This window comes from Paraburkholderia sp. RL17-337-BIB-A (genome assembly GCF_046025895.1).
Lineage (GTDB): Bacteria > Pseudomonadota > Gammaproteobacteria > Burkholderiales > Burkholderiaceae > Paraburkholderia > Paraburkholderia fungorum_C.
Map to the genome: position 1 here is coordinate 566,775 of NZ_JARESY010000002.1, position 19,562 is coordinate 586,336.

12 protein-coding genes and 1 pseudogene are annotated in these 19,562 nt (G+C 59.7%); 2 read left to right on the forward strand and 11 right to left on the reverse strand.

Annotated elements, in window-relative coordinates:
* Positions 1–41: 41 nt before the first annotated feature.
* On the reverse strand, positions 42–1,892 hold the full coding sequence (locus P0D84_RS23525; protein WP_408340883.1) for a hybrid sensor histidine kinase/response regulator: 1,851 nt from the start codon (positions 1,890–1,892) through the stop codon (positions 42–44).
* Positions 1,893–3,985: 2,093 nt separating this feature from the next.
* Between P0D84_RS23525 and P0D84_RS23530 the strand changes: the two genes are divergently transcribed.
* The gene (locus P0D84_RS23530) at positions 3,986–4,555 is read left to right on the forward strand and encodes an isochorismatase family protein (protein WP_459252215.1); all 570 of its coding nucleotides are present in this window, start codon (positions 3,986–3,988) and stop codon (positions 4,553–4,555) included.
* Positions 4,556–4,800: 245 nt separating this feature from the next.
* Here the strand turns inward: P0D84_RS23530 and P0D84_RS23535 are convergent, their stop codons facing one another.
* The 9 genes and pseudogenes from P0D84_RS23535 to P0D84_RS23575 all read right to left on the reverse strand — a co-directional run bounded on the left by P0D84_RS23535 (position 4,801) and on the right by P0D84_RS23575 (position 15,539).
* Positions 4,801–5,553 (reverse strand): NAD(P)H-dependent flavin oxidoreductase, encoded by a 753-nt coding sequence (locus P0D84_RS23535; RefSeq protein ID WP_408345921.1) that lies wholly within the window; start codon positions 5,551–5,553, stop codon positions 4,801–4,803.
* Between the two features lie 111 nt (positions 5,554–5,664).
* Positions 5,665–5,808: pseudogene (locus P0D84_RS23540) on the reverse strand (nitronate monooxygenase); the annotation flags it as partial.
* Positions 5,809–6,458: 650 nt separating this feature from the next.
* Positions 6,459–7,523, reverse strand: a complete 1,065-nt coding sequence (locus P0D84_RS23545; RefSeq protein ID WP_408340885.1) for an alpha/beta fold hydrolase — start codon at positions 7,521–7,523, stop codon at positions 6,459–6,461.
* A 157-nt stretch (positions 7,524–7,680) separates the two neighbouring features.
* Complete coding sequence (locus tag P0D84_RS23550) at positions 7,681–9,915, reverse strand: xanthine dehydrogenase family protein molybdopterin-binding subunit (RefSeq protein ID WP_408340887.1); 2,235 nt, start codon at positions 9,913–9,915, stop codon at positions 7,681–7,683.
* Positions 9,916–10,297: 382 nt separating this feature from the next.
* The gene (locus tag P0D84_RS23555; protein ID WP_408340889.1) at positions 10,298–10,798 is read right to left on the reverse strand and encodes an ureidoglycolate lyase; all 501 of its coding nucleotides are present in this window, start codon (positions 10,796–10,798) and stop codon (positions 10,298–10,300) included.
* Positions 10,799–10,905: 107 nt separating this feature from the next.
* A complete protein-coding gene (locus P0D84_RS23560) occupies positions 10,906–11,805 on the reverse strand; it encodes an allantoinase PuuE (protein WP_408340891.1) in 900 nt (299 codons plus the stop codon).
* Between the two features lie 91 nt (positions 11,806–11,896).
* On the reverse strand, positions 11,897–12,898 hold the full coding sequence (locus P0D84_RS23565; protein ID WP_408340893.1) for an ABC transporter permease: 1,002 nt from the start codon (positions 12,896–12,898) through the stop codon (positions 11,897–11,899).
* Positions 12,895–14,475, reverse strand: coding sequence for a sugar ABC transporter ATP-binding protein (locus P0D84_RS23570; protein WP_408340895.1), 1,581 nt, complete (start codon positions 14,473–14,475; stop codon positions 12,895–12,897). Before P0D84_RS23570 ends, P0D84_RS23565 begins: the two co-directional genes overlap by 4 nt.
* Positions 14,472–15,539 carry a sugar ABC transporter substrate-binding protein gene (locus P0D84_RS23575; protein ID WP_408345924.1) on the reverse strand — a complete coding sequence of 356 codons (1,068 nt, stop codon included), beginning with the start codon at positions 15,537–15,539 and terminating at the stop codon, positions 14,472–14,474. Before P0D84_RS23575 ends, P0D84_RS23570 begins: the two co-directional genes overlap by 4 nt.
* Before the next feature lie 451 nt (positions 15,540–15,990).
* Here P0D84_RS23575 and P0D84_RS23580 point away from each other — a divergent pair, with 451 nt between their 5' ends.
* On the forward strand, positions 15,991–16,695 hold the full coding sequence (locus P0D84_RS23580; protein ID WP_408340897.1) for a GntR family transcriptional regulator: 705 nt from the start codon (positions 15,991–15,993) through the stop codon (positions 16,693–16,695).
* Positions 16,696–17,013: 318 nt separating this feature from the next.
* Here the strand turns inward: P0D84_RS23580 and P0D84_RS23585 are convergent, their stop codons facing one another.
* The gene (locus P0D84_RS23585) at positions 17,014–19,113 is read right to left on the reverse strand and encodes a putative bifunctional diguanylate cyclase/phosphodiesterase (RefSeq protein ID WP_408340899.1); all 2,100 of its coding nucleotides are present in this window, start codon (positions 19,111–19,113) and stop codon (positions 17,014–17,016) included.
* Positions 19,114–19,562: the final 449 nt, after the last annotated feature.

A 19,562-nucleotide genomic window follows, 5' to 3' on the forward strand; every position in this document is an offset into this window, starting at 1 on the left:
CACGGGTTAGACAGGTCCCCACCGAACGTGGGTCGCGCCACTCACGGATCCCGCACCTGACCGAACCCTGTCGGCGGTCGGTCGGCAACGAGCCGACTGACTTCAGCGAGCGTGCTTTCTGGCGTGGAAGACTTCCGTAATAGCACGAACGGCTCGGCGAAATCGCGAAGTGCGCGAGGCGACACCAGTTCGCCGGTGATGAACGCGACGGGAAGCACGCCCGCCCAGGCGAAATGCTGCCTGATCCGTTCGGCGACCTCGATGCCGTTCGGCCCGTCCCGTAGCCGGATATCGGTGACGATGATGTCGGGTGCGCGGCCTTCATCGGCAAGAATCGCTTCGAATCCCGCCATTGACCCGGCGGTATCCACCAGTGCGCCAGCATTGAGGAACAACCGGCGCAGACCTTCGAGAACGGTCGGTTCGTCGTCGCAAAGCAGGATGTATCTGCCGTTAAGGATGGACGTGCATGCGGCGTTCGCTTGATCTTCCGTCACGATCGCGGGGGCTAATTGCGATATCGGAGCGTACAGGGAGAAGCGTGACCCGCGCCCTTTGACCGACCAGAAACGCATGCTGTGCTTCGGCAGAATCCCGACAACCCGATTGACGATAGACAGCCCAAGCCCGAGGCCTTTCGACCGGTCGCGGCCAGGGTTGTCAATCTGATAGTACTCGGCGAATATCGCATCCCGATGCGCCGGCGAGATGCCGATGCCCGTGTCCCACACGTCGATGCGAAGCCGTTCCCCGATCTCCACCCAGCCGACAACGATGCCCCCCACGGAGGTGTATTTGATCGCATTCGACATGAAATTGGATAGTGCCCGTTTGAACAAAGCGTGGTCACTTTCAATAGGCGGCGGGGGGCGCCGACGCAGGCTGATTCTCAACTCGAGGCCTCGCGATCGCGCCGGTTCAAGGTATTGCTCGAAGACCTCCATAAGCACGGTCTGCGTATCGACTGGCGCCAGGTGCGGGACGTATGAGCCCAGTTCGCTAAAGTCCTGAATGTCCTTGAACATGTCGAGAATGTCGCGCGCCGTTTCCTCGATGACGTCGAGATCGTGGCTTGCGGCGTGTTCATTTGCGAGTTTTATCCGCGCGCTACGGATAAAGAGGTTGATCGCGGCGAGAGGCTGCTGGATGTCGTGGTAGGCCGATGAAAAGAATCGCTCCTTCTCTCTGACGACTTCTCTCATGCGTTCATTTTGCTGCCTGACTACGCCGGAAGCGGCTTCAACGCGTGCCTTGGCTGCGCGCAACGTCCGCCGGAACACAAATTCGCGCCGGGCAGTGAGGTCAAACTGAATGCAGACGACAATACCAACGAGATACATCATCAACACCATAGCCCCAGTGGTAAACCAGTGAGACCACGGTGTGGGAATACCCCAGATGTATTGGAGCAGTTCTATAAGATGGTAGGTTACAACGCATAGGCCGACTAACCATGCTGCCGTGATTGCGCGAAGTCGGAACAAGGTGAATATCAGGAAAAGGAGAACAAAAAAGCCGGGGAAAATCTCCTGTCCGACCCGGACTGGCGGGTAAGCGTTCACCAATCCCAATAGGGCGAACCAGCAACTCAGTATCACTACACAAAGTAATCTGACGGCCCAGCGTTCGTCAAAGACGCGTGGCCCCCACATCAGCCATAACGGCAGGGCCATACCAACGGCGCCTGCGAGTCGCACATAGCCAACGTGGAAGAGGATGCGGGGATCAAGCGTGTGCAGTAGCAACCAGTCACGGATAACAACCGCGGTCCATATCAGTATGAGGCTGGCCACAGCCAGCCTGCGTTGGCCCGCGTAGCGACGCGCATAGTCAATACGGAACGCACGCTCCACAGCCGCCGAGCCAAACTTGCGTACCAGGAAGCCTGACAATCTCATAAGGCTGCTTAATCAGGTGAGGTGCCGTGGGCGGATAGCGCGCGACATCGGGAGGCTTTATCGGCGCACAACGGGTTAGACAGGCCCCGACAGGTTCCCACCGAACGTGTCTAACGGAGTAAGACGGCACATTCCAGCGAATGCAGCGCCGGTGGTCACGAGTGCACAACACCCTCGTGCGTAGCCGCAGCGCGATAAAAACAGAATAACAGGTCGCCATTCCTACCATCAGCCACAAATGTATCAGCAACGTGACGTGCGCTCGCCCCGCACCTGGACAATTCAGCAAGGACCGCCGTCGGGAGGCGAGTATCCGACATGTCACCGGAATCGGGCGATGACAGTGCATACATCTTTCGCCGACGATTGCTGTTCATCGCCTACGCATGTGGGTTGCGACGGTGTTTCGCCTGACCAAGAATGAATATGACAGCAACGCTGAGGGGGCATTCGTCGGGTGTACCCGCAGCGGTTGGTCGTCGTGATGAGCTGAACCGGCCTTGGCTCGTGCGAAGACTGCAGTAGGTCGGCATGAAGTGAGCAGGATGATTGATTGTTTCGACTCCAAACGAGCTCTCACACGAAACCTTATCAATCGATCACCCCCTGTATTGCGGCTCGTGCGCGACACGCTCGATGCGCGTGGATTTCGAGTTCAGGGCACGCGAATAACGAATCGCATGAATGGAAAACTTAACGTAGATAAAGGAACCAACATGAAATCGCCACTGATAGTCGCATCCGCTGTCGTGCTGTTTGTCATGGCCGGTGTTGCGCATTCGCAAGGCACACCGCAAGCCTCTCAACCCGCCCCGCAAGAAAACGCCGCAACACAAGCCTCTGACCCGAGTGCGGGGACGGAAGCATACGGCGGCACGCCCGACACACGGGTACAAAGCGGTGCAAAACATGCCAGACCGTGCCGGATAGATCCACAATGCAACGTTTTTTTCGGAGGGAGCTAACAAAGATCTGACGGCGCGCGAGCCATGACTGGAAAGCACCCGATGCTCGTATCGCGAAGGGGACGAAATCCTTGGTCAGACTTACCGGGTTCGCTGTCACTTTTTCAGGTGGCGCCTCCTGATAGGGGAGGTGCCTCGACACACGAGAGGCGCGATGGCTTCGAGAGCAAGCGGAATGGGCGTCATAACGAGCATTTGGGCGGTCGCGAAGCTTGAGTTCGAAATGGCTGCGCGCCAGTTGCAGCTGGCAGGACGTCAACGTTGCTGCGGGCCAAGGCCAACTCTTCTTCGCGTCGGTAAACCTTCGCGGCACCGCTCACATAAAACGATGTCTCGGCCACGCGTTTGTGGGAATTCTTTCCCTGGCTGCAAGTTCGGCGTCGCTAACGCAACCCGTTGATGACGAAAAGGTGAAGAAATGAAAGCGCAACCCTCGGCTGTAACCATCGTACTATTCCTGCTAACCGCGGCCGGCGCTGCCGACTCTCAGGAAATGCAACCGTCAGACGTCGCTGGCCACTCGTCCAGTCAGCCGCCAACAAATTCATCGCAGCGGGCGATGCCGATGGACGGCGACAGTCCGTGGGACTATGGAGCCCAACCGGGCGGACGAAATGGTTATGGCAAAACCCGAGACGGTCAACCGTGCGTGGTAGGCCTGTCGTGCGATATCTATCAGGGTAGTTAACCTGGGTGGCTGTGTCGCGATAAGCCAACTCGCTATCTGAAACGACCGATACGATCGATTAAACAGATGCTGAATGGGGTCGAGAGTGTGAAGGCACTGATCGATGAAGCTGCCGTCCGACTGCTCGACACCGCCATTGGCAGCAATCCGCCACATAGCTGACGTAGAACCGAGCCCGCTCCAACGTCAGCCATGGCCGATCCAGCAACGTTCACCATCTTGAATGGAATGGCCGCTTCCTGGGTGGAAACGACGTCTGAATGTCCCAGCGACGGTGCGGGCGAATGACGCCTCCTGGCCGAATCCAGTCTGATACGGCTGTCAGTCTTCCCTCGCATTCACCACGAGGTGCCCCCAGTCAGGCTGAGCGCACTCGCCTGCGCGACCAGCTCGGTGGCAGACCCCGTAAGATGTGGGTTCGCCACGAATGCCAAATGCCCATGACTACGCTCGCCGATCGCCCGAACACCGCGCTCATCGTCATCGATCTTCAAAACGGCGTCGTCGCGAACGCCTATCGGCGCGAGGAAGTGCTCCGCATCATCAACGCGCTCGTTGAGCGAGCACGCAGCGTCCACGTACCGGTCGTCTGGATCCGTCACTCCGACGAAGACCTGGAAGCTGGAAGTGATGCGTGGCAGATTGTCGACGAACTTTCGCCAGGACCGGCGGAAGTGATTATCGAAAAGCATTACCGCGACGCGTTCGAAGGCACCGACCTCGAACAGGCCTTATCGGCGCTCGGCGTTGGCAAACTCATCGTGACCGGGGCGCAAACGGACATGTGCATTCGCTCGACAGTGCACGGCGCGCTTGTGCGCGGCTATGACGCAACTCTGGTCGGCGACGCGCACACGACCGAAGACATGACTCGATGGGGAGCGCCATCACCGGACGGTGTGATCGCGCACACGAATCTGTACTGGAGCAATCAACGCGCGCCGGGGCGCACGGGCGGCGTCGTCGCGAGCAAAGACGTCGATTTTGGACTCATCACTGGTTGATGAAGAACGAAGTAAGCTGCCGGGGCATCGAGCAGTAGCGTTACCTTGCCGACCACCCAGCAGAGATGCCCGACGGCGAAAACTCGGTAGCCGACGACGGGATTGTATTCGCCGCTGCGGGGAAGCTCCGGAGTCGACCCTCTGCGGACCGTCACGACTGGCCGCTTTCCGGCGTCGGAAATTGCGTGCTCAAAGCATCGGTAACCGGGGCCACCGGTCAGCACGGTGGCAGGTCAGCTCGCGCACTATCGCGACGGCGAATTGAACTCGAGCTTGCTGCCGTTACGGAGGAGATCCGCTGCCTGTGCCGCCATCGATTGCACGATTGATTCAGCATTCGGGCGGTCTTTTAGCAGACCCACAGCCTCTCCGCAGACGACGGCAACCGTATCCAGGTCATTCCGCGCGCGTGCCTCGGCGTATTTCTCAGACAGCGTACCAAAGACGCGGAATGCCTCGGCTTCCCGGTCAGCCCAATCGTCGGCCAGCTTGTTCTTGAGGAAGCGAAGTGAGTATTCATTCGGCCATGGAAACCCTCGCAGTGCATCGAGCACGTTCGTCCGAATGGTCGAATCGCCGGTCACATCGATGGCCTTGTCAGTGTGCGCCTTTGGAGTGAGCGCTTCGGCCGATGCCCACAGACGTGTTCCCACTACCACCGCGTCTGCACCAAGCATCAGGGCTGCTGCCAATCCTCTCCCGTCCGCTATGCCTCCGGCAGCAACCAGCAAAGTTCCAGGCGAGTGTATCTTCAAGTAGTCGGCAGCTTCCGGCACAAAGGGAAACGTTGAACGGTTTCCTCCGTGCCCCCCTGCTTCGGTGCCCTGTACTACGATCGCTGCGGCGCCAGCTTCCAGTGCTACGTCGATCTGCGACAGGAACTGCACCTGGCAGATGAGCGCGGCGCCCGCGTCGCGGATTTCTGCTGTGAACGGGCGAGGATCGCCAAATGAAAGGAACACGCAGGACGGCGAGTATCGCAACGCTTTCGTCAGCATCTCCGGCGCGCGCGCCAGAGCCCAGGTGATAAATCCAACGCCGAATTTGCCAGCATTCACTTGAGAAAGCTCAGTTTCCAGATCAGGCTCCCCGCCCAGCGTCCCTGCATAACCTCCGCCCACGATCCCCAGTCCTCCGGCACGACACACCGCAGCCGCGAGCGCCCCGCCAGTGACGAACGCCATTGGCGCACAAACAATTGGATGCTTGATGCCAAAGCGCTCCGTGAAACGTGTGCTAATCATCATGCCTTCCGAAGAAGCCGCCTGGTGGCGGTGATCGTGTTCATGATCCTCGTACGACTGCTAAAGAGCAAGCGGATGTTGCCGGTCAGAGTCGGCTTCTGGCCGGGTGTCGCCTCATGCATTGGACATCCGCACCCTGCACGTCACATGGTGGCGACCGGCGGCACGCGACCCATGGCTGCCCGTCGACCCAGCGCGACATCTAAGGCGGCTTTCAAGCTACAACGGCCGTTGGTCGACTCGCACAGGGAGATGGGTGTTCGGCCATTGTGGTCATTGGCACTGCCTCGACTGCGGCGCGCCGCGAACGACCGTTTCCGAAAAAGCCGTCGGACCGAATCTGTGCAGAAATCACGCGATATGTGAAACCTGCAGAAGGTCATTCGCGCGAACATTTGCTCAAGGTCGACACAAAACTCAGACTCGCGCTAGAAAGCGACCCGCACGCCGAACCTTGACCGATTCACTTCAGGTCAATGGTGAAATTCGTTCTGGGTTCAGTGCGGATCCCGTAGTTTGAATTCGATCGTCGTATCGTTGTTGGCGCAACGGGATGAAGCGAACGACAGATAGCGCATGCCCTCGACGCAAACGAACGATTGCACCTCGCTTTCTCTCGGTCCATGACATGCCAACGAGGGCGAGCATGAACGGCGCAGTCAGTGAGGGGCCGTCGCTTGCATGAATGCACCTAGCTGCTCCGCGTAGAACGTCGCGTTGACTAGCGTCGCGTGTCCTCGGGTTTCGGTGCTGGCTGGAATCAGCAACAAGCGGGCGTGCTTCAATTGGTGAAGCGCCGTTTGCATCGTGCCGGTGTCCGGCGGGTTACGCTCGTCATCCGCGGAGTTAATGGCCAGTAACGGCGCCTGAATTCGGGGCAATCCTGGTACGGGGTTGTAATCGGCGGCTGCAGCCCATTGATACATGACATCGTTGGCATCACCTTTGGGCGCCGCCAGCATGTCGTCGACCATCTTGTCGGCTTTCGCACGCGTCGGAGCCAACGTCTGATACGCAAGCGTGCCGCCGCTGGTTGCGATTGCAAACATCGTGCTGGCGAGGCGTAACGACGGGGGCTGCGCCGTATAGTCGCCATGGTTCCATGCCGGATCCTGCCTGATCGACTCCACGAGCATCCGACGCATCATCCAGTTGCGCGCGGACATCTCGATAGGTTGGGACGCCATTGGAACGAGCGCATCCATCATGTCGGGATACTTTTCGCCCCAAAGCCAGGTCTGCATTCCTCCCAAGGAGTAACCGAGGACGAGGCGAAGATGATGAATGCCGAGTCCTTCAGTAACCATGCGATATTGGGCGGACACCATATCGTCGTAGTCGTACTGAGGAAAATGCGCGTGCAGACCATCGGATGGCTTGGTGGATTTCCCAATGCCGATTCCTTCGGGCAGGATGATGAAGTACTTCGTCGCATCGAGCGGCTGCCCGCGTCCAAACAGCTTGCCGCCAAAGTTCGGCGTCAGCATGCTCGCCGCGGGTTGATTCGTGCCATGAAGCACGAGAACCGCCGGGTTCGCAGGGTCGCCAATGGTCAGGTAGTGAAGGCGAACTGCGTTCAGCGTATCGCCCGTATGGAACGTAAAGCTCGGTGCGATCCAGTCACCTTCACGCGGAGCGGGATAACTTTGCGCCGAAGCCAGAGAAGGCAGTAACGCACAGAGAACGGAAAAACAGGTACTGCGAACAACGGTGAAAAAGCGCATCGATTAAACCTCGATTCTGGATTGAACGCTGGGACTCATGCCATTCTAAGGAACTTCTTCATCGGCCGCTTTGGCGAACATCGGCGCATGCGATCCCATCATAACGAGGGTTCGTCCATCGCCGCACGTTGCGTTGCGACGTTTTTCGACCGCGCTTCTACAAGGACACCTGAGCCGTCAACAGGTCTTCGATCCGAACCGGAAGATTACGCACGCGCACGCCCGTCGCGTGATAGACAGCATTCGCAATCGCTGGTGCAAGACCCGCGATCCCTATCTCACCGACACCGCGCGCACCGAGTGAATTCAATGCGAGATCGGGATAGTCGAGGAACGTGACGTCGATCTTCGGTGCATCCGCATGGGTGGTCATGACGTAGTCGGCGAGGCTGCGGTTGATCGGGGCACCAGAACGGCTGTCGTAGTTCGTCTCCTCGAATAGCGCCATACCGACACCCATCACCACGGCTCCTTCGATCTGGTTACGGGCCGTCCGGTCGTTAATGATCTTGCCTCCATCAATCACGCTCACCACGCGGCTGACTCGCAGCCGCGCTGTTTCCGGCTGCCATGTAACCTCGACAAAATGCGCGCAGTACGAGTGCACCGACACGTGCTTTGCGTCAGGATCGTCCTGATTTGGGCCTGACCGGCCCCTTCCCACCACCGTGTTGATCCCTGCCGGCCCCAGGACCCGCTCGAAGGGCACGCCCGCTCCCGGTGAGGTTCCTTTGCGGTAGACCATGCCTTGCTCAAAGCCAAGCGCCTCCACCTTCAGCCCGTTGAAGGGCGAGTTAGTTGCCTCGGCTGCGGTGAGCAAAAGGTGCTGGACGGCCACTTGTGCCGCCTGTGTGACAGCCGGAACCAGCGACGCCGAAGCCCTCGAGCCCCCCGACATCGGGCCCAGGGGCAAGCGGGTGTCACCGATCACGGCTGAAATTCTGTCGAGCGCGATCCCGGTCGCATTTGCCACCATCTGAGCGAGTATGGTGTACGTCCCGGTGCCAATGTCCTGAGTCGCTGTCAAAACGCGCGCCGTTCCGTCAGCATTCAGTTCAACGATGGCTTCGGCAGCGGATCGCTGCGCCTGCCACGACCCCGCTGCGACGCCCCAGCCGATCACCAGACCGTCACGCCGCATCGAGCCGACCGGCGCCTTGCGTGCCGCCCAGCCGAATTGTTCCATGCCGCGCGTCAGGCATTCCTTGAGGTGCCGGGAGGAAAACGGCACATTCAGGCTTTCGTCAATCGCCGGCTCATTGAACAGGCGCATCTGGACGGGGTCGATATTGAGCTTGATGGCGAGCTCGTCGACGGCCGATTCGATTGCGAACAAGCCAGGGACGGCGCCCGGGCCGCGCATCGAGGTGCTGGGCGCGATGTCCCGGCGCGCATAGGCGGCAGTCACTTGCAGGTTCGGCGAGCTGTAGAGATAGCCTGTCGCTTCACCGCAATTCTCTTTTCGTGTATCGAGGCGGGCTGCTTGATAGACGTAGTGTTGCTGCAACGATGTCAATCGTCCATCGCGTGTTGCCGACAAGCGTATGCGTTGCTCCGTGGCCGGGCGGTGCCCCACGTTCTGGAACATCATCTCGCGGGTCAGCACCAGCTTGATGGGCCGCCGCAGATTGCGGGCCGCGGCGGCAGCGAGTAGCGAGTGGGGCCACGGAAACAGCTTGCCGCCGAATCCCGAGCCTAGATACTTCATGATGACGCGTACCTGGTCTTCCGGCACGCCGAGCATTTGTGCCATCAACTGCCGCTGGTAGACGATTGCCTGAGTCGTTTCGTAAAGCGTGTAGTTCGCGCCATCGAATACTGCCACGGTGGCATGCAGTTCGATCGGGTTGTGCGTTTCGACCGGCGTCGTGTAGATCTGGTCGAGCTTCAGCGCCTCAGAGGCGGCCGCGAATGCGGCCTCTGCGTCGCCGCGCTGCGTGTCGACGGACGGCGTCCCTTCCGCCGGCATCCGGCTCGTTACATCGGGTTGACTCTGCGCATACCGCGCCTTCACTGCACTGGATGCGGCGCTTGCCTGTTCGAACGTATCGGCCACTACAACGGCAATGTACTGGCCATAGTACGAGATGATGTCGTCATCGAGCGGCGGCCGCCTTTCGTCGATTCTTGGTCCGAAGCCGATGCGATAGAACTTTCCGATGTTTTGGCGTGTGAAGACAGCCCGGACCCCTGGCATCTTCGAGGCAGCGGCCGTTTCCAGCTGATTGATGCGTCCTTTGGCGATTGTCGCGCAAACTGGTACGGCGTAAAGCATCCCTGGAAAGTTGAAATCCGACGTGTACGTTGCCGCACCACTGACCTTAAACGGGCCTTCAATTCGGCTAAAGTCACCGCCGATGAGTGGCTGCGTTTTGTTGCTAGCTAGTTGCACGTTCTCTCCGCGTCACGAACATTGGGTCAAGCAATCTGTGTGGTCGGCTTGGGGACTTGCCAGGTGCAGCGTGATGCAAGTCCGGCCTTGAAGCCGTTCCGGCTTTGCGCGCGCTGACTGGAGCGCGGCATCGGCAGCCGTCCAGAACGCCGCGGGCTCAGGCAAGTGGCCGGGCAACGCGGTTTCAGGTCGGTGAGCGGTGCCCGGGGTTCGACCGACTCTCATTTCTAACACCCGCCGTATAAAACGGAAGCGACGCCAAGATGAAATTCGCGACATCTTTGAAGTCTGGACGGCTGGTGTGGCGGGGCGTCGTACAACTCACTCGCGGTCGGACTCAGCAAATCCGCGCACCGCCCGCGGTGGATGCCGGTCGCGTTAGCTACACGGTTGCATCGGGATACTGAAGTAGAAACGGCTCGTCCAACGTTACCTCGTTGTAATTCACACCTTCGCCCGCCCGGTCGACCACAATGAATTCGCTTTGCTCGCCGAGACAAATCAAGGCATGGTGCCAGACACCCTTCGCGTAATTGACCCCCTGCCAACCGTGGGTCACAAAGGCGCGTATTGTCTTCGGATCGAATGGACCGGGCGCTGCCACTATGATCATGAACGGCATGGCGCGAAGCGGCAGGAATGCCTGGCTACCGAGGGGATGGCGTTCCAATGCGCAGACCCGCAGCGGCATTTCCTGCGCTGAAGCACGAATGAAATTCACGCTTGTTGTTCCCCCTTCGCCCACATCGACTCGAACGAGATCCCGATAGCTCAGCGCGGTACCGCCATTGACCAGCTTGGCTTCAACGCCGTCGAGTTGGACCACTTCGCCGAAAGGCGAGAAGGCGTCGCTGGTGAGTTTCTCTACGACTATCTTTTTCATGTTGGATTCCTAATCGGCATATTTTTTGTGTGCCCAGCGAATCGAACTGAATCTCGCTACCATCCGGCGCGGGTCAGTAGCGATGATCATGTATTGCTGCGTGCCAGCTATGCGGCGGGATGCTCCTTGATCCAGTGACGCGCAATATCGACACGGCGTGCGATCCAGACGTCGTCGTGTTTCATGATGTGCTCGAGGAACCGTTCAAGGCCGGCCGCCCGCGATGGATGTCCGATCAGCCGCATATGCAGACCGACCGACATCATCTTGGGCTGCTTTTCACCTTCTCGATAAAGCATGTCGAACGCATCCCGCACGAATTCGAACCATTGATTGCCGGTCCCCATACCTGCGCTGAATTGACCATCGTTTGTGGTCAGCGAGTAGGGCACGACCAGGTGAGGCTTGTTCTGAACGCGCGTCCAGAGCGGAAGTTCGTCGCCGTAATAATCCGAGTCGTACAGGAACCCTCCCTCTTCGGCAACCAGCCTGCGCGTGTTCACCGACGGCGAATACCGGCAGTACCAGCCGTAAGGCCGTTCCCCGGTCGTGCGCGTGATCGACTCGACGGCAAGCCGTATATGCTCCCGCTCCACCGCTTCGCTCAGACCGTAGTGCTTGATCCAGCGCCAGCCGTGACTGCATACGTCGAAGCCCGATTCGCGAATGGCAGCCGCCGCCTCGGGATTGCGCTCGAGCGCAAGCGCGCAACCGAAAATGGTCATTGGAAGGCCACGATCCTGAAACAGGCGCATGAGCCGCCAGAAGCCCACTCTGCTGCCATATTCGAAGAGGCCTTCGGCCGCGAGGTCGCGTCCGTTGACGTCTTTGAAGAGCGCATGCGAATCCGTCAGCATGTTTTCGGTAAAGCCTTCGCCGTCTTGCATCGACGGTTCAGAACCTTCTTCGTAATTCATGACGAAGTTGATGGCAATACGCGCTTTCTTCGGCCAATTCGGGTTGGGCGGATTGGCGCCGTATCCAATAAAGTCTCGTGCGAGGTCCATGTCTGATCCGTAAGTCTGTGTGTGGGTGTTAGTGATTGGTCGAGAATGCGCTGTGGTTTTTTCGACGAGAGAACGCGCTCAGCAAAAACCGTCAAAAGCTTTGCTCCTGCCTTCCTCGAACCAGTTGGGACAAGGTAACTGCCAGCACGAGTGCGCCCCCGTAGAACATGTCCTGGATAAACGAACCGAAGCCAAGGAAGATCAGGCCGGTGATGCCGGTCACCAGGAAGTAAACGGCGATGGTCGTTCCCCACGGATTGAAGCGCCCAGGCAAGATACTGGTCGAACCCAGAAAGGCCGCAGCAAGTGCAGGAAGTAGATATGAGTCACCTGAAACGGGATCGGCCGCGCCCTGGGTTCCGGCATAGAGGACGCCTGCCAACGCGCCGAACAACCCTGAGCAGATCAGGCACATCCAGCGCAGCCTGTCGGTATGAATGCCGCTAAGCTGCGCCACTTCCCGACCGCGCCCCACGAATAGCACCCGTCGCCCAAGCGACGTGAACTCGAACACATACCAGACGATTGCCGCTAGCAAAATGGCGTAATAGAAAACGAAAGGGATGCCGAACAGACGGCGCACGATCACGTAATTGCTGAGAATCGGATTGATGCCGCTGACTGTCTGCGAGTCGCTTATCCACAATCCAATGCCATGAACGGCTGTACCCACGCCAAGCGTCACGATCAACGAATGAATGCGGAAAACGATAATGAAAAAGCCATTGATAAATCCAATCAACGCGCCGGCCGCCAAGGCCATCGCCACGGAAACGCCTAGCGGAAGTCCCACATTGACGTTCAGAATGGCGACGATGACCGAAGACAGCGTCAGCGTATTGGCGATCGACAAATCGAAGTCATTTGCAGTCAATGACACGATCACACCCAGCGCCACGACTACGAGGACGGCCTGAGAGCCCAGGATCGTCGAGAAATTCGCCCACGTCGCAAAGGTGCTCGGCCGCAACGCGCAAAACACCACGAACATGACGACCCATACAACAATCAACCCGTAACGTTCCGCACAGTGGGCAACCGATTGGCCGGTTTGACGACGAACCGTAGCGCCGGTTTTCAACGATGCACTCATGACGCGGTATCCATGTCGGTTATAAATCCTTCTGAATGGGCATAGCAAAGCTCGGCGATTGCCGTCTTGCTAATGGCTGCACCCTGTAGTTCCGCAACGATCCGGCCATGGGCGAAAATAAGCACTCGATCTGCGATCTGCTCGAGCTGTTCGTAGTCGGAACTCGCACAAAGCACCATTGCGCCGTCATCGGTTGCGGCCTGGATCTGATTGAAGACGGCCGCCCGCGCGCCTACATCAACGCCTTGTGTGGGCTCGTCGAGCAGTACGAGCGACGGTTTTGTCTGCAGCCATTTCGCCAGCACAACTTTTTGCTGGTTGCCGCCCGACAATGCATCCATGGGCAATGACGGATTGTTCGGCATGACTTCGAAACGGCGCCCGAGGTCCAGTGCAAGGCGGGTCATGGCGTTGCGCGCTATGCGGTAAGCCGGGAACATGGTGCCCAGTAGCGGCATGGTGACGTTATCGGTGATGGGCAAGGTGCCAATGGACGCGGCGTTCGCACGATCACCAGGAATCAGCACAATGCCGCGGCGAATCGCGCGTGCGGGCGTCATTGCCGTGAGGTCGACACGGCCCTCGGCATGCTGAAAACTTCCGGCGCGAGCCTTTTTCGCGCCGAACAGCAGATAAGGCACGTTCGCGTAGCCGGAGCCCACCAGCCCCGTCAGTCCGATGACTTCGCCGCGACGCAAAGCGATGGACACCGCGTCCACCCCTTCGCCCGACAGATCAATCACCTGTGCCGCTGCCGCCGTTGCTTCGCTGTTGAGCGCGCCGCGCACGTGACGCTCCAGCTTGCGGCCGATGATCCGTTCGACGAACTCGGCCTTGGTTGTATCGGACGTAGTCAACACACCCGCAAGACGGCCGTCCCGCAAGATCGTGCAGCGGTGCGTGATTTCCTTGACTTCATCCACGTCGTGCGAGACGAAGATCACCCCCGCGCCTTCCGCGGCGACCCGGCGCACCACGGAGAACAACCGCTCTACGTCGCGTCTCGGGAGAAAGGGGGTCGGCTCGTCGAGTATCAACACGCCGCCGTCCGCTTCGTTGAGTTCCTCGACCGCGCGAACAATGGCGAGCAGCGCACGCTCGACCGGCTGGAGGCTGGAGACGGTCGCGCGCGGGTCGATCTCCACGCCATAGCGCGCCATTGCAGCCACGCAGCGGCGCCTCTGCGCTGCCCAGTTAAGAAACAGGCGCTGATCGTCCGCGAGAGGCCCCAGCATCATGTTTTCGAGCACGCTGAGCGAAGGTATCAAGCCGAGATGCTGGTGCACGAAGCTGAGCCCAAGCTTCTTCGCCCGGCCCGGCGGCAATGGCAACGGGTGTTCCTCGCCCCGAATAAGCAGGCGGCTGCCCGCATCCGGCGTATGAAAACCCGCCAGTACCTTGATGAGCGTCGACTTGCCAGACCCGTTCGTGCCCAGCAAGCCGTGAACTTCACCCTGCCTGACGCTGAGCGCGGCATTGTCGAGCGCCTTCTGACCTCCAAACGTCTTGGAAAGCGAAATAAGCTCGAGCGCGGGTGGCCGGCCTGGCTCGTTGGCAACGAACGGATGCGGAGTCATTGCAACTTCCAGAGCTTGGCGTAGCCGGACACGTACGCGTCACCGTAACCCTTGGACAATTGCGGCGGCGTTCCTGCGTCGGCCGCGTTGGACGCATCGAAAATATAAAGCGGGATCTGCGGATTGGTGACGGGCTTCATGCTGCACATCCGGCGTAAGTCCGCGTCCACGATCGCGTGCCCGATCCAGTCGAGATTCTCGCCAATGATCATGTCGACCTTGCCCTGCTGAACCAGCCCAATGGCGAACGGCGTACCGTTAAAACTGCCGATCTTCGCTTTCGAGCCGGTGATCGTCACAGCCGGGACGACGAACTGGGTCATCGGGTCGTACATCACGACAATGTAGTTGATCGATGGATCCGACAACAACGCGGACTGCACGCCCGGTGTGATCTTGCTCGCCCAGTTGTCCGGGAACTCCAAAGTCTTGGCCGTGCAGCCGCTGCACTTGGCGAGTTCGGTTTTCATGCCGTTGAGCATGGAGTCGGACGAGAGGATCCCGGGAGAAGTGACAAGCAAAGCGTGAAGCTTGCCATTGGTAACGACCGCTGCCCGATCGACCAGCAGCGAGCCCGCCTTGAAGTAATCGATTGGCACATCGCCGGCCCCGAACTTGGCGATCTCAGCGGACTGCTCGTAGCCGTTGAAATGCGACGCAACCGTTGGAATGCCGGCAGCGGATACCTCTTTTATCTGCGGCACGAGCGCGCGGGGATCGGGACCTGCAATCAGATCGATCAGGCTCGCCTTCTCGTTCAGGGCGGTGTTCATGCCCTGCACCCACTCACGGCGATTGCCCTGGTTTTGCCAGACTGTAACGTTCAGTCCGATCTTTTTGCCGGCGGCAGTCATCGCCTTGGCGATGGTATCGGTGAAAGGATTGGCGCTCGACTGGGGAACCGCGAACAGGGTCTTGCCTTTCGCGCAAGCACTGGCGTCAAAGGCCGGGCCAGCTGGGACGAACGTCGGCTTTTGGCTGTAGGGGGCGAGTTGCGCCTTGAAATAATCCACCGTCTCCGCATGAGCCGCGGCGCCGACAAGGCCTCCGGACACCAGCCACATCGCCAAAGACAGCGAACGTACGACTCGAGAGCTGCACAACATACTGGTACTCCTTACGGTTAGGGCCACTCCCTCGGCGGGAATGTTTCGATTGGATTTCAGTCCGGACGTGCGTTAGTCGGGTGGCACCATCCCGTGCATGACAACCGGACCGTAGCGGCGCAAATGCAGAGGGGTTTGGATTGTGCACAATCAAGTCGGTGTGGTGCACAATACGGCTGAAAATAAATCGCGTAAACCCCAGACAAAATAAATGGATGAAGTTCGGTGGTGTTCGCCGTTTCGGGCGTGCACTTATGTCCCAAGGGTGAAGACGCACAGGAAAGGGCGCCTCGGAGCAACGGCGCACAGCGGGTGAATTTGAAGCAGCGAGCGTTGCAATAGTCGCTGATGTGATAATCGCGGGAATTCTGTAGAACGAGTGAGCGGGTATGAAAAGAGGTGAGGCGCAGTGAAGGCTAAGACGGAAGATCTGATCTACGAGGCGTTGTCCACCTCGCTCCTGACAGGGCAACTGCAACCAGGCACCCAGTTAGTCGAGACCCGCATTGCGAATATATTCGGCGTTTCGCGCGAGCGCGTGCGCAAAGTGCTGCAGCGCTTGGGACACGAACGATTGATCGAGGTGATTGCACATCGCGGGGCGTTCGTCAGTCACCCGAGCCTCTCACAGGCGAGGGAAATCTATGAGGCGCGGCGAATCATTGAAGGCGGCGTTGCTTCAAGGCTCGCAGGACGGCTTACGCCTGCCCAGGTCGAGCAGTTACGCGTTCACAGCGCGCACGAAATCGATGCCATCCGCCGCGGCGACCGCGCACTGTCCATTCAATTGTCGAGCCGCTTTCACCACTTGCTGGCGACGTTCTGCGCCAATCCGTTCGTCACGCGTGAACTCGAGGAACTGGTGAGTCGCATCCTCATGCTGGAGGCGTTTTTTGTCGCAGAGCCTGGCGCTGCGTCGCAATGCTCGTGTGATGAACATCGCGACATCGTCGACGCATTGATCGATGGCGACACCGCGCGCGCGGTAAAGAGCATGCACGTCCACCTGTCGATGATCGAAACGCGCCTGCAGCCGGAGATGTTCGTGCGTCCTGCAGTCGATCCGGACGTAGTGCTTCAACGCGCCTGGGACAAGGTCAAGAGTTTGAGATAGTTTCAGGACCCGCGGTCCTCCACGCAGTGAAATGCGCCCACTGCTCGACGAAACCGATCCTTGGCTGACCCGCTACGATTGTCCCGGGCCCTCTTACTCGTTGTTGTTTGTTGTATGTCTTGAACTGGTAACCCAGTTCGAGGCGCTACTGGTTCTCGGGCAGTCGTTTTTGAAATGGCCGTAATTATGCGGGGCTACCCCTATCGCCTCCGCGGGGCAACCGCTGGCAATAGGATGAGCCTCAGCGCAAGCATGACGGATTAGCGAAGCTGAGGAAATCGACGCAGGCGTCGAAACGGCCGGGACCGGTGCCCGTCCTTACCCTGCAGGCGTGCCGTAGACGCGCCCGGGGGCGACGATCCGGTCCGCAGCGCAACGCAGGAACGTGAGGAGGTCGGCGGCGGGCAACGGCCGGCTCAACAGGAAACCCTGCACCTGATCGCAGGCAAGTTCGCTGAGCGTGCGGAATTGCGACTCCGTCTCGACGCCTTCCGCGACGACCTCGATCTGCAATGCGCGAGCGAGCGACACGACTGCGGACAGCAATGCACTGCCGCGCTGGCCGGCGGAGTCGAGGTCGCGCATGAACGAGCCGTCGATCTTGATCTGGTCGAACCTGAAGCGCTGGAGATAGCCGAGGCTCGAAAATCCGGTGCCGAAATCGTCGACGGCAACGGTATAGCCGCGCGACTGCAGCGCTTCGATCGCCTGGCTCGTGTTCTCGATGTTCTGCATCGCCGTCGTTTCTGTGATCTCGAACATCAGGCGACGCGGATCGACGCCGGCTGCGCCGATCAGCGCATCGATGCGGGCCACCAGGTCCGGCACGTTGAACTGGATCGGTGAAAGATTCACCGCCACGGAAATCGCGGGCAGCCCTTGCGCGTCCCATAGTGCGATGTTGCGGCAAACCTCACGCAGCACCCAGTCGCCGATCTCGATGATGAGGCCCGAGCGTTCCGCGATCGGGATGAATTCGAGCGGAGGAATCTCGCCGAGTTCGGGATGATGCCACCGGATCAGTGCCTCGACGCCCGTCACCGCTTGCGATGCAACGCTGAACTTCGGCTGGAACGACACGCTGAGTTGGCTGTCACTCAACGCACGATGCAGATCGCGTTGCAGGATCAGCGTCTTGAGCGCGGTGTGGTTCATCTGCGGCTCGAACACCCGGAACGTGTTGCGCCCGCTTTGCTTGGCGACATACATCGCGGCGTCCGCGCTGTGGAGTACTTCGTCGGCATTGCGGCCGTCGCGCGGGTAGTACGCGATGCCGATGCTCGCGCTCACACGCAGCGGCAGTCCGTTGACGACGACCTCCTGGCTGAGGCGCCGCAGCACGCCATTGGCGACCGCCACGGCGGACGACGCATCGGTCACGTTCTCGACCACGATCACGAATTCATCTCCGCCGAGCCGGGCAACCATGTCGGTACGGCGCAAGTCCTGACACAGACGCTCGGCGCAGACTTGCAGCAAGTCGTCGCCGACGCCGTGGCCGAGCGAATCGTTGATCGACTTGAAGCCGTCGAGGTCGATGAAGAGCACGGCGAACGCCGATTCCCTCCGCGTGCATTCGGCGACCGCCTGAGCGATCCGCAAAGAGAGTTGCTGGCGGTTCGGGAGCTTCGTCAGCGCATCGTGCGTGCCGAGATATTGCAGTTGGCGGTTCGCGCGCTTGAGCGAGAGGGAGAGGCTGCTCGTATGGAAGCCGAGCAAGGCGAGCGTGCCGACCAGCACGGCGAACGACGTCGCCGTGATGACGAGCGCAAGCCAGTTCGGATCGAGCTTTGCGCCCGAGAGGCACAAGCTGCCGGCGGCGAAGTTGGCCGCACTCATGCCCAAATAGTGCATTCCGGTGATCGCGATCGCCATGATGAAGGCCGCGCCGAGCCGCTTGACGACGAGATTCTCGACGTCCGGCGTGCGCAGCGTGAAAGCTAGCCAGAGTGCCGCCATCGAAGCGGCGATCGCCACGCCCACCGAAAGCGCGACTTTCCAGATCGTGTATTCGATTCCCGGCGACATCTGCAGCGCATACATGCCGGTAAAGTGCATCCCGGCCACGCCGATGCCCATGATTGTCCCGGCGACGCACAGGCGCCTGCGCGACAGCGCGCCGCGGCTCGCGGTGGCAAGCGCGATCAGCGACACGCTGATCGCGAGGAACAGCGACGCCGCGGTAATGGAGAAATCGTAGCCGACAGCAATCGGCAGCGAGAACGCGAGCATGCCGATGAAGTGCATCGACCAGATGCCGAGGCCCATCGACACCGCGCCGCCGACGAGCCATAGCGGCCGCCGTTTCGCGCTCGCGAGCGCGTTCAGGCCGCCGGACAGTTCCACCGCCGTGTAGGACGCAAGGAATGCGACCACCAGCGACAGGCAGACAAGCAGGGGGTTGTAGACACCAGTCATCGGCCCTCTCTCTCATTTTGTATCAGTCTTGTGCGACTGCTTTTTTCTTGCGTCTCGCCTCGGCGAGACGCGCCGCGTCAATGCGCGGCGCATGTTCTTCGCTGTTATATCGGCAGACTGGCGGATAACTTTATGCTTTCGTCGTGCGCATGTGAGGTCCGCCTGGGTGCAAGCACCGCAAGTGTGGGATCGGTGCTGATCAGCAGGGCGAAATTTACCCGTTTGCCCCTTACGTACAACGTACCTCATTACCTGGAGGCATCGCGTGCGCCGCTCTTTGCTGCAACGTTAATCTATCCATTTGGATTGGATCTCGACGACGCTCAAGTGACGACCGCCGAAATGAGCGAGTGGCCCGGACAACTGACCGTTGTCCGGCGAGGAGCAGCCCTTTGAAAGCTCCCAAGCGTGCGTAGGCCAGCGTCTGCAACTGGCCGACTGCACGCGCT

Bases quoted from the DNA above. Each gene is read 5' to 3' on its own strand.
- P0D84_RS23530 (WP_459252215.1), top strand. From the start codon at position 3,986: ATGCCCATGACTACGCTCGCCGATCGCCCGAACACCGCGCTCATCGTC.
- P0D84_RS23560 (WP_408340891.1), bottom strand. From the start codon at position 11,805: ATGGACCTCGCACGAGACTTTATTGGATACGGCGCCAATCCGCCCAAC.
- P0D84_RS23570 (WP_408340895.1), bottom strand. From the start codon at position 14,475: ATGACTCCGCATCCGTTCGTTGCCAACGAGCCAGGCCGGCCACCCGCG.
- P0D84_RS23545 (WP_408340885.1), bottom strand. From the start codon at position 7,523: ATGCGCTTTTTCACCGTTGTTCGCAGTACCTGTTTTTCCGTTCTCTGT.
- P0D84_RS23585 (WP_408340899.1), bottom strand. From the start codon at position 19,113: ATGACTGGTGTCTACAACCCCCTGCTTGTCTGCCTGTCGCTGGTGGTC.
- P0D84_RS23535 (WP_408345921.1), bottom strand. From the start codon at position 5,553: ATGCTGACGAAAGCGTTGCGATACTCGCCGTCCTGCGTGTTCCTTTCA.
- P0D84_RS23555 (WP_408340889.1), bottom strand. From the start codon at position 10,798: ATGAAAAAGATAGTCGTAGAGAAACTCACCAGCGACGCCTTCTCGCCT.
- P0D84_RS23575 (WP_408345924.1), bottom strand. From the start codon at position 15,539: ATGTGGCTGGTGTCCGGAGGCCTTGTCGGCGCCGCGGCTCATGCGGAG.
- P0D84_RS23565 (WP_408340893.1), bottom strand. From the start codon at position 12,898: ATGAGTGCATCGTTGAAAACCGGCGCTACGGTTCGTCGTCAAACCGGC.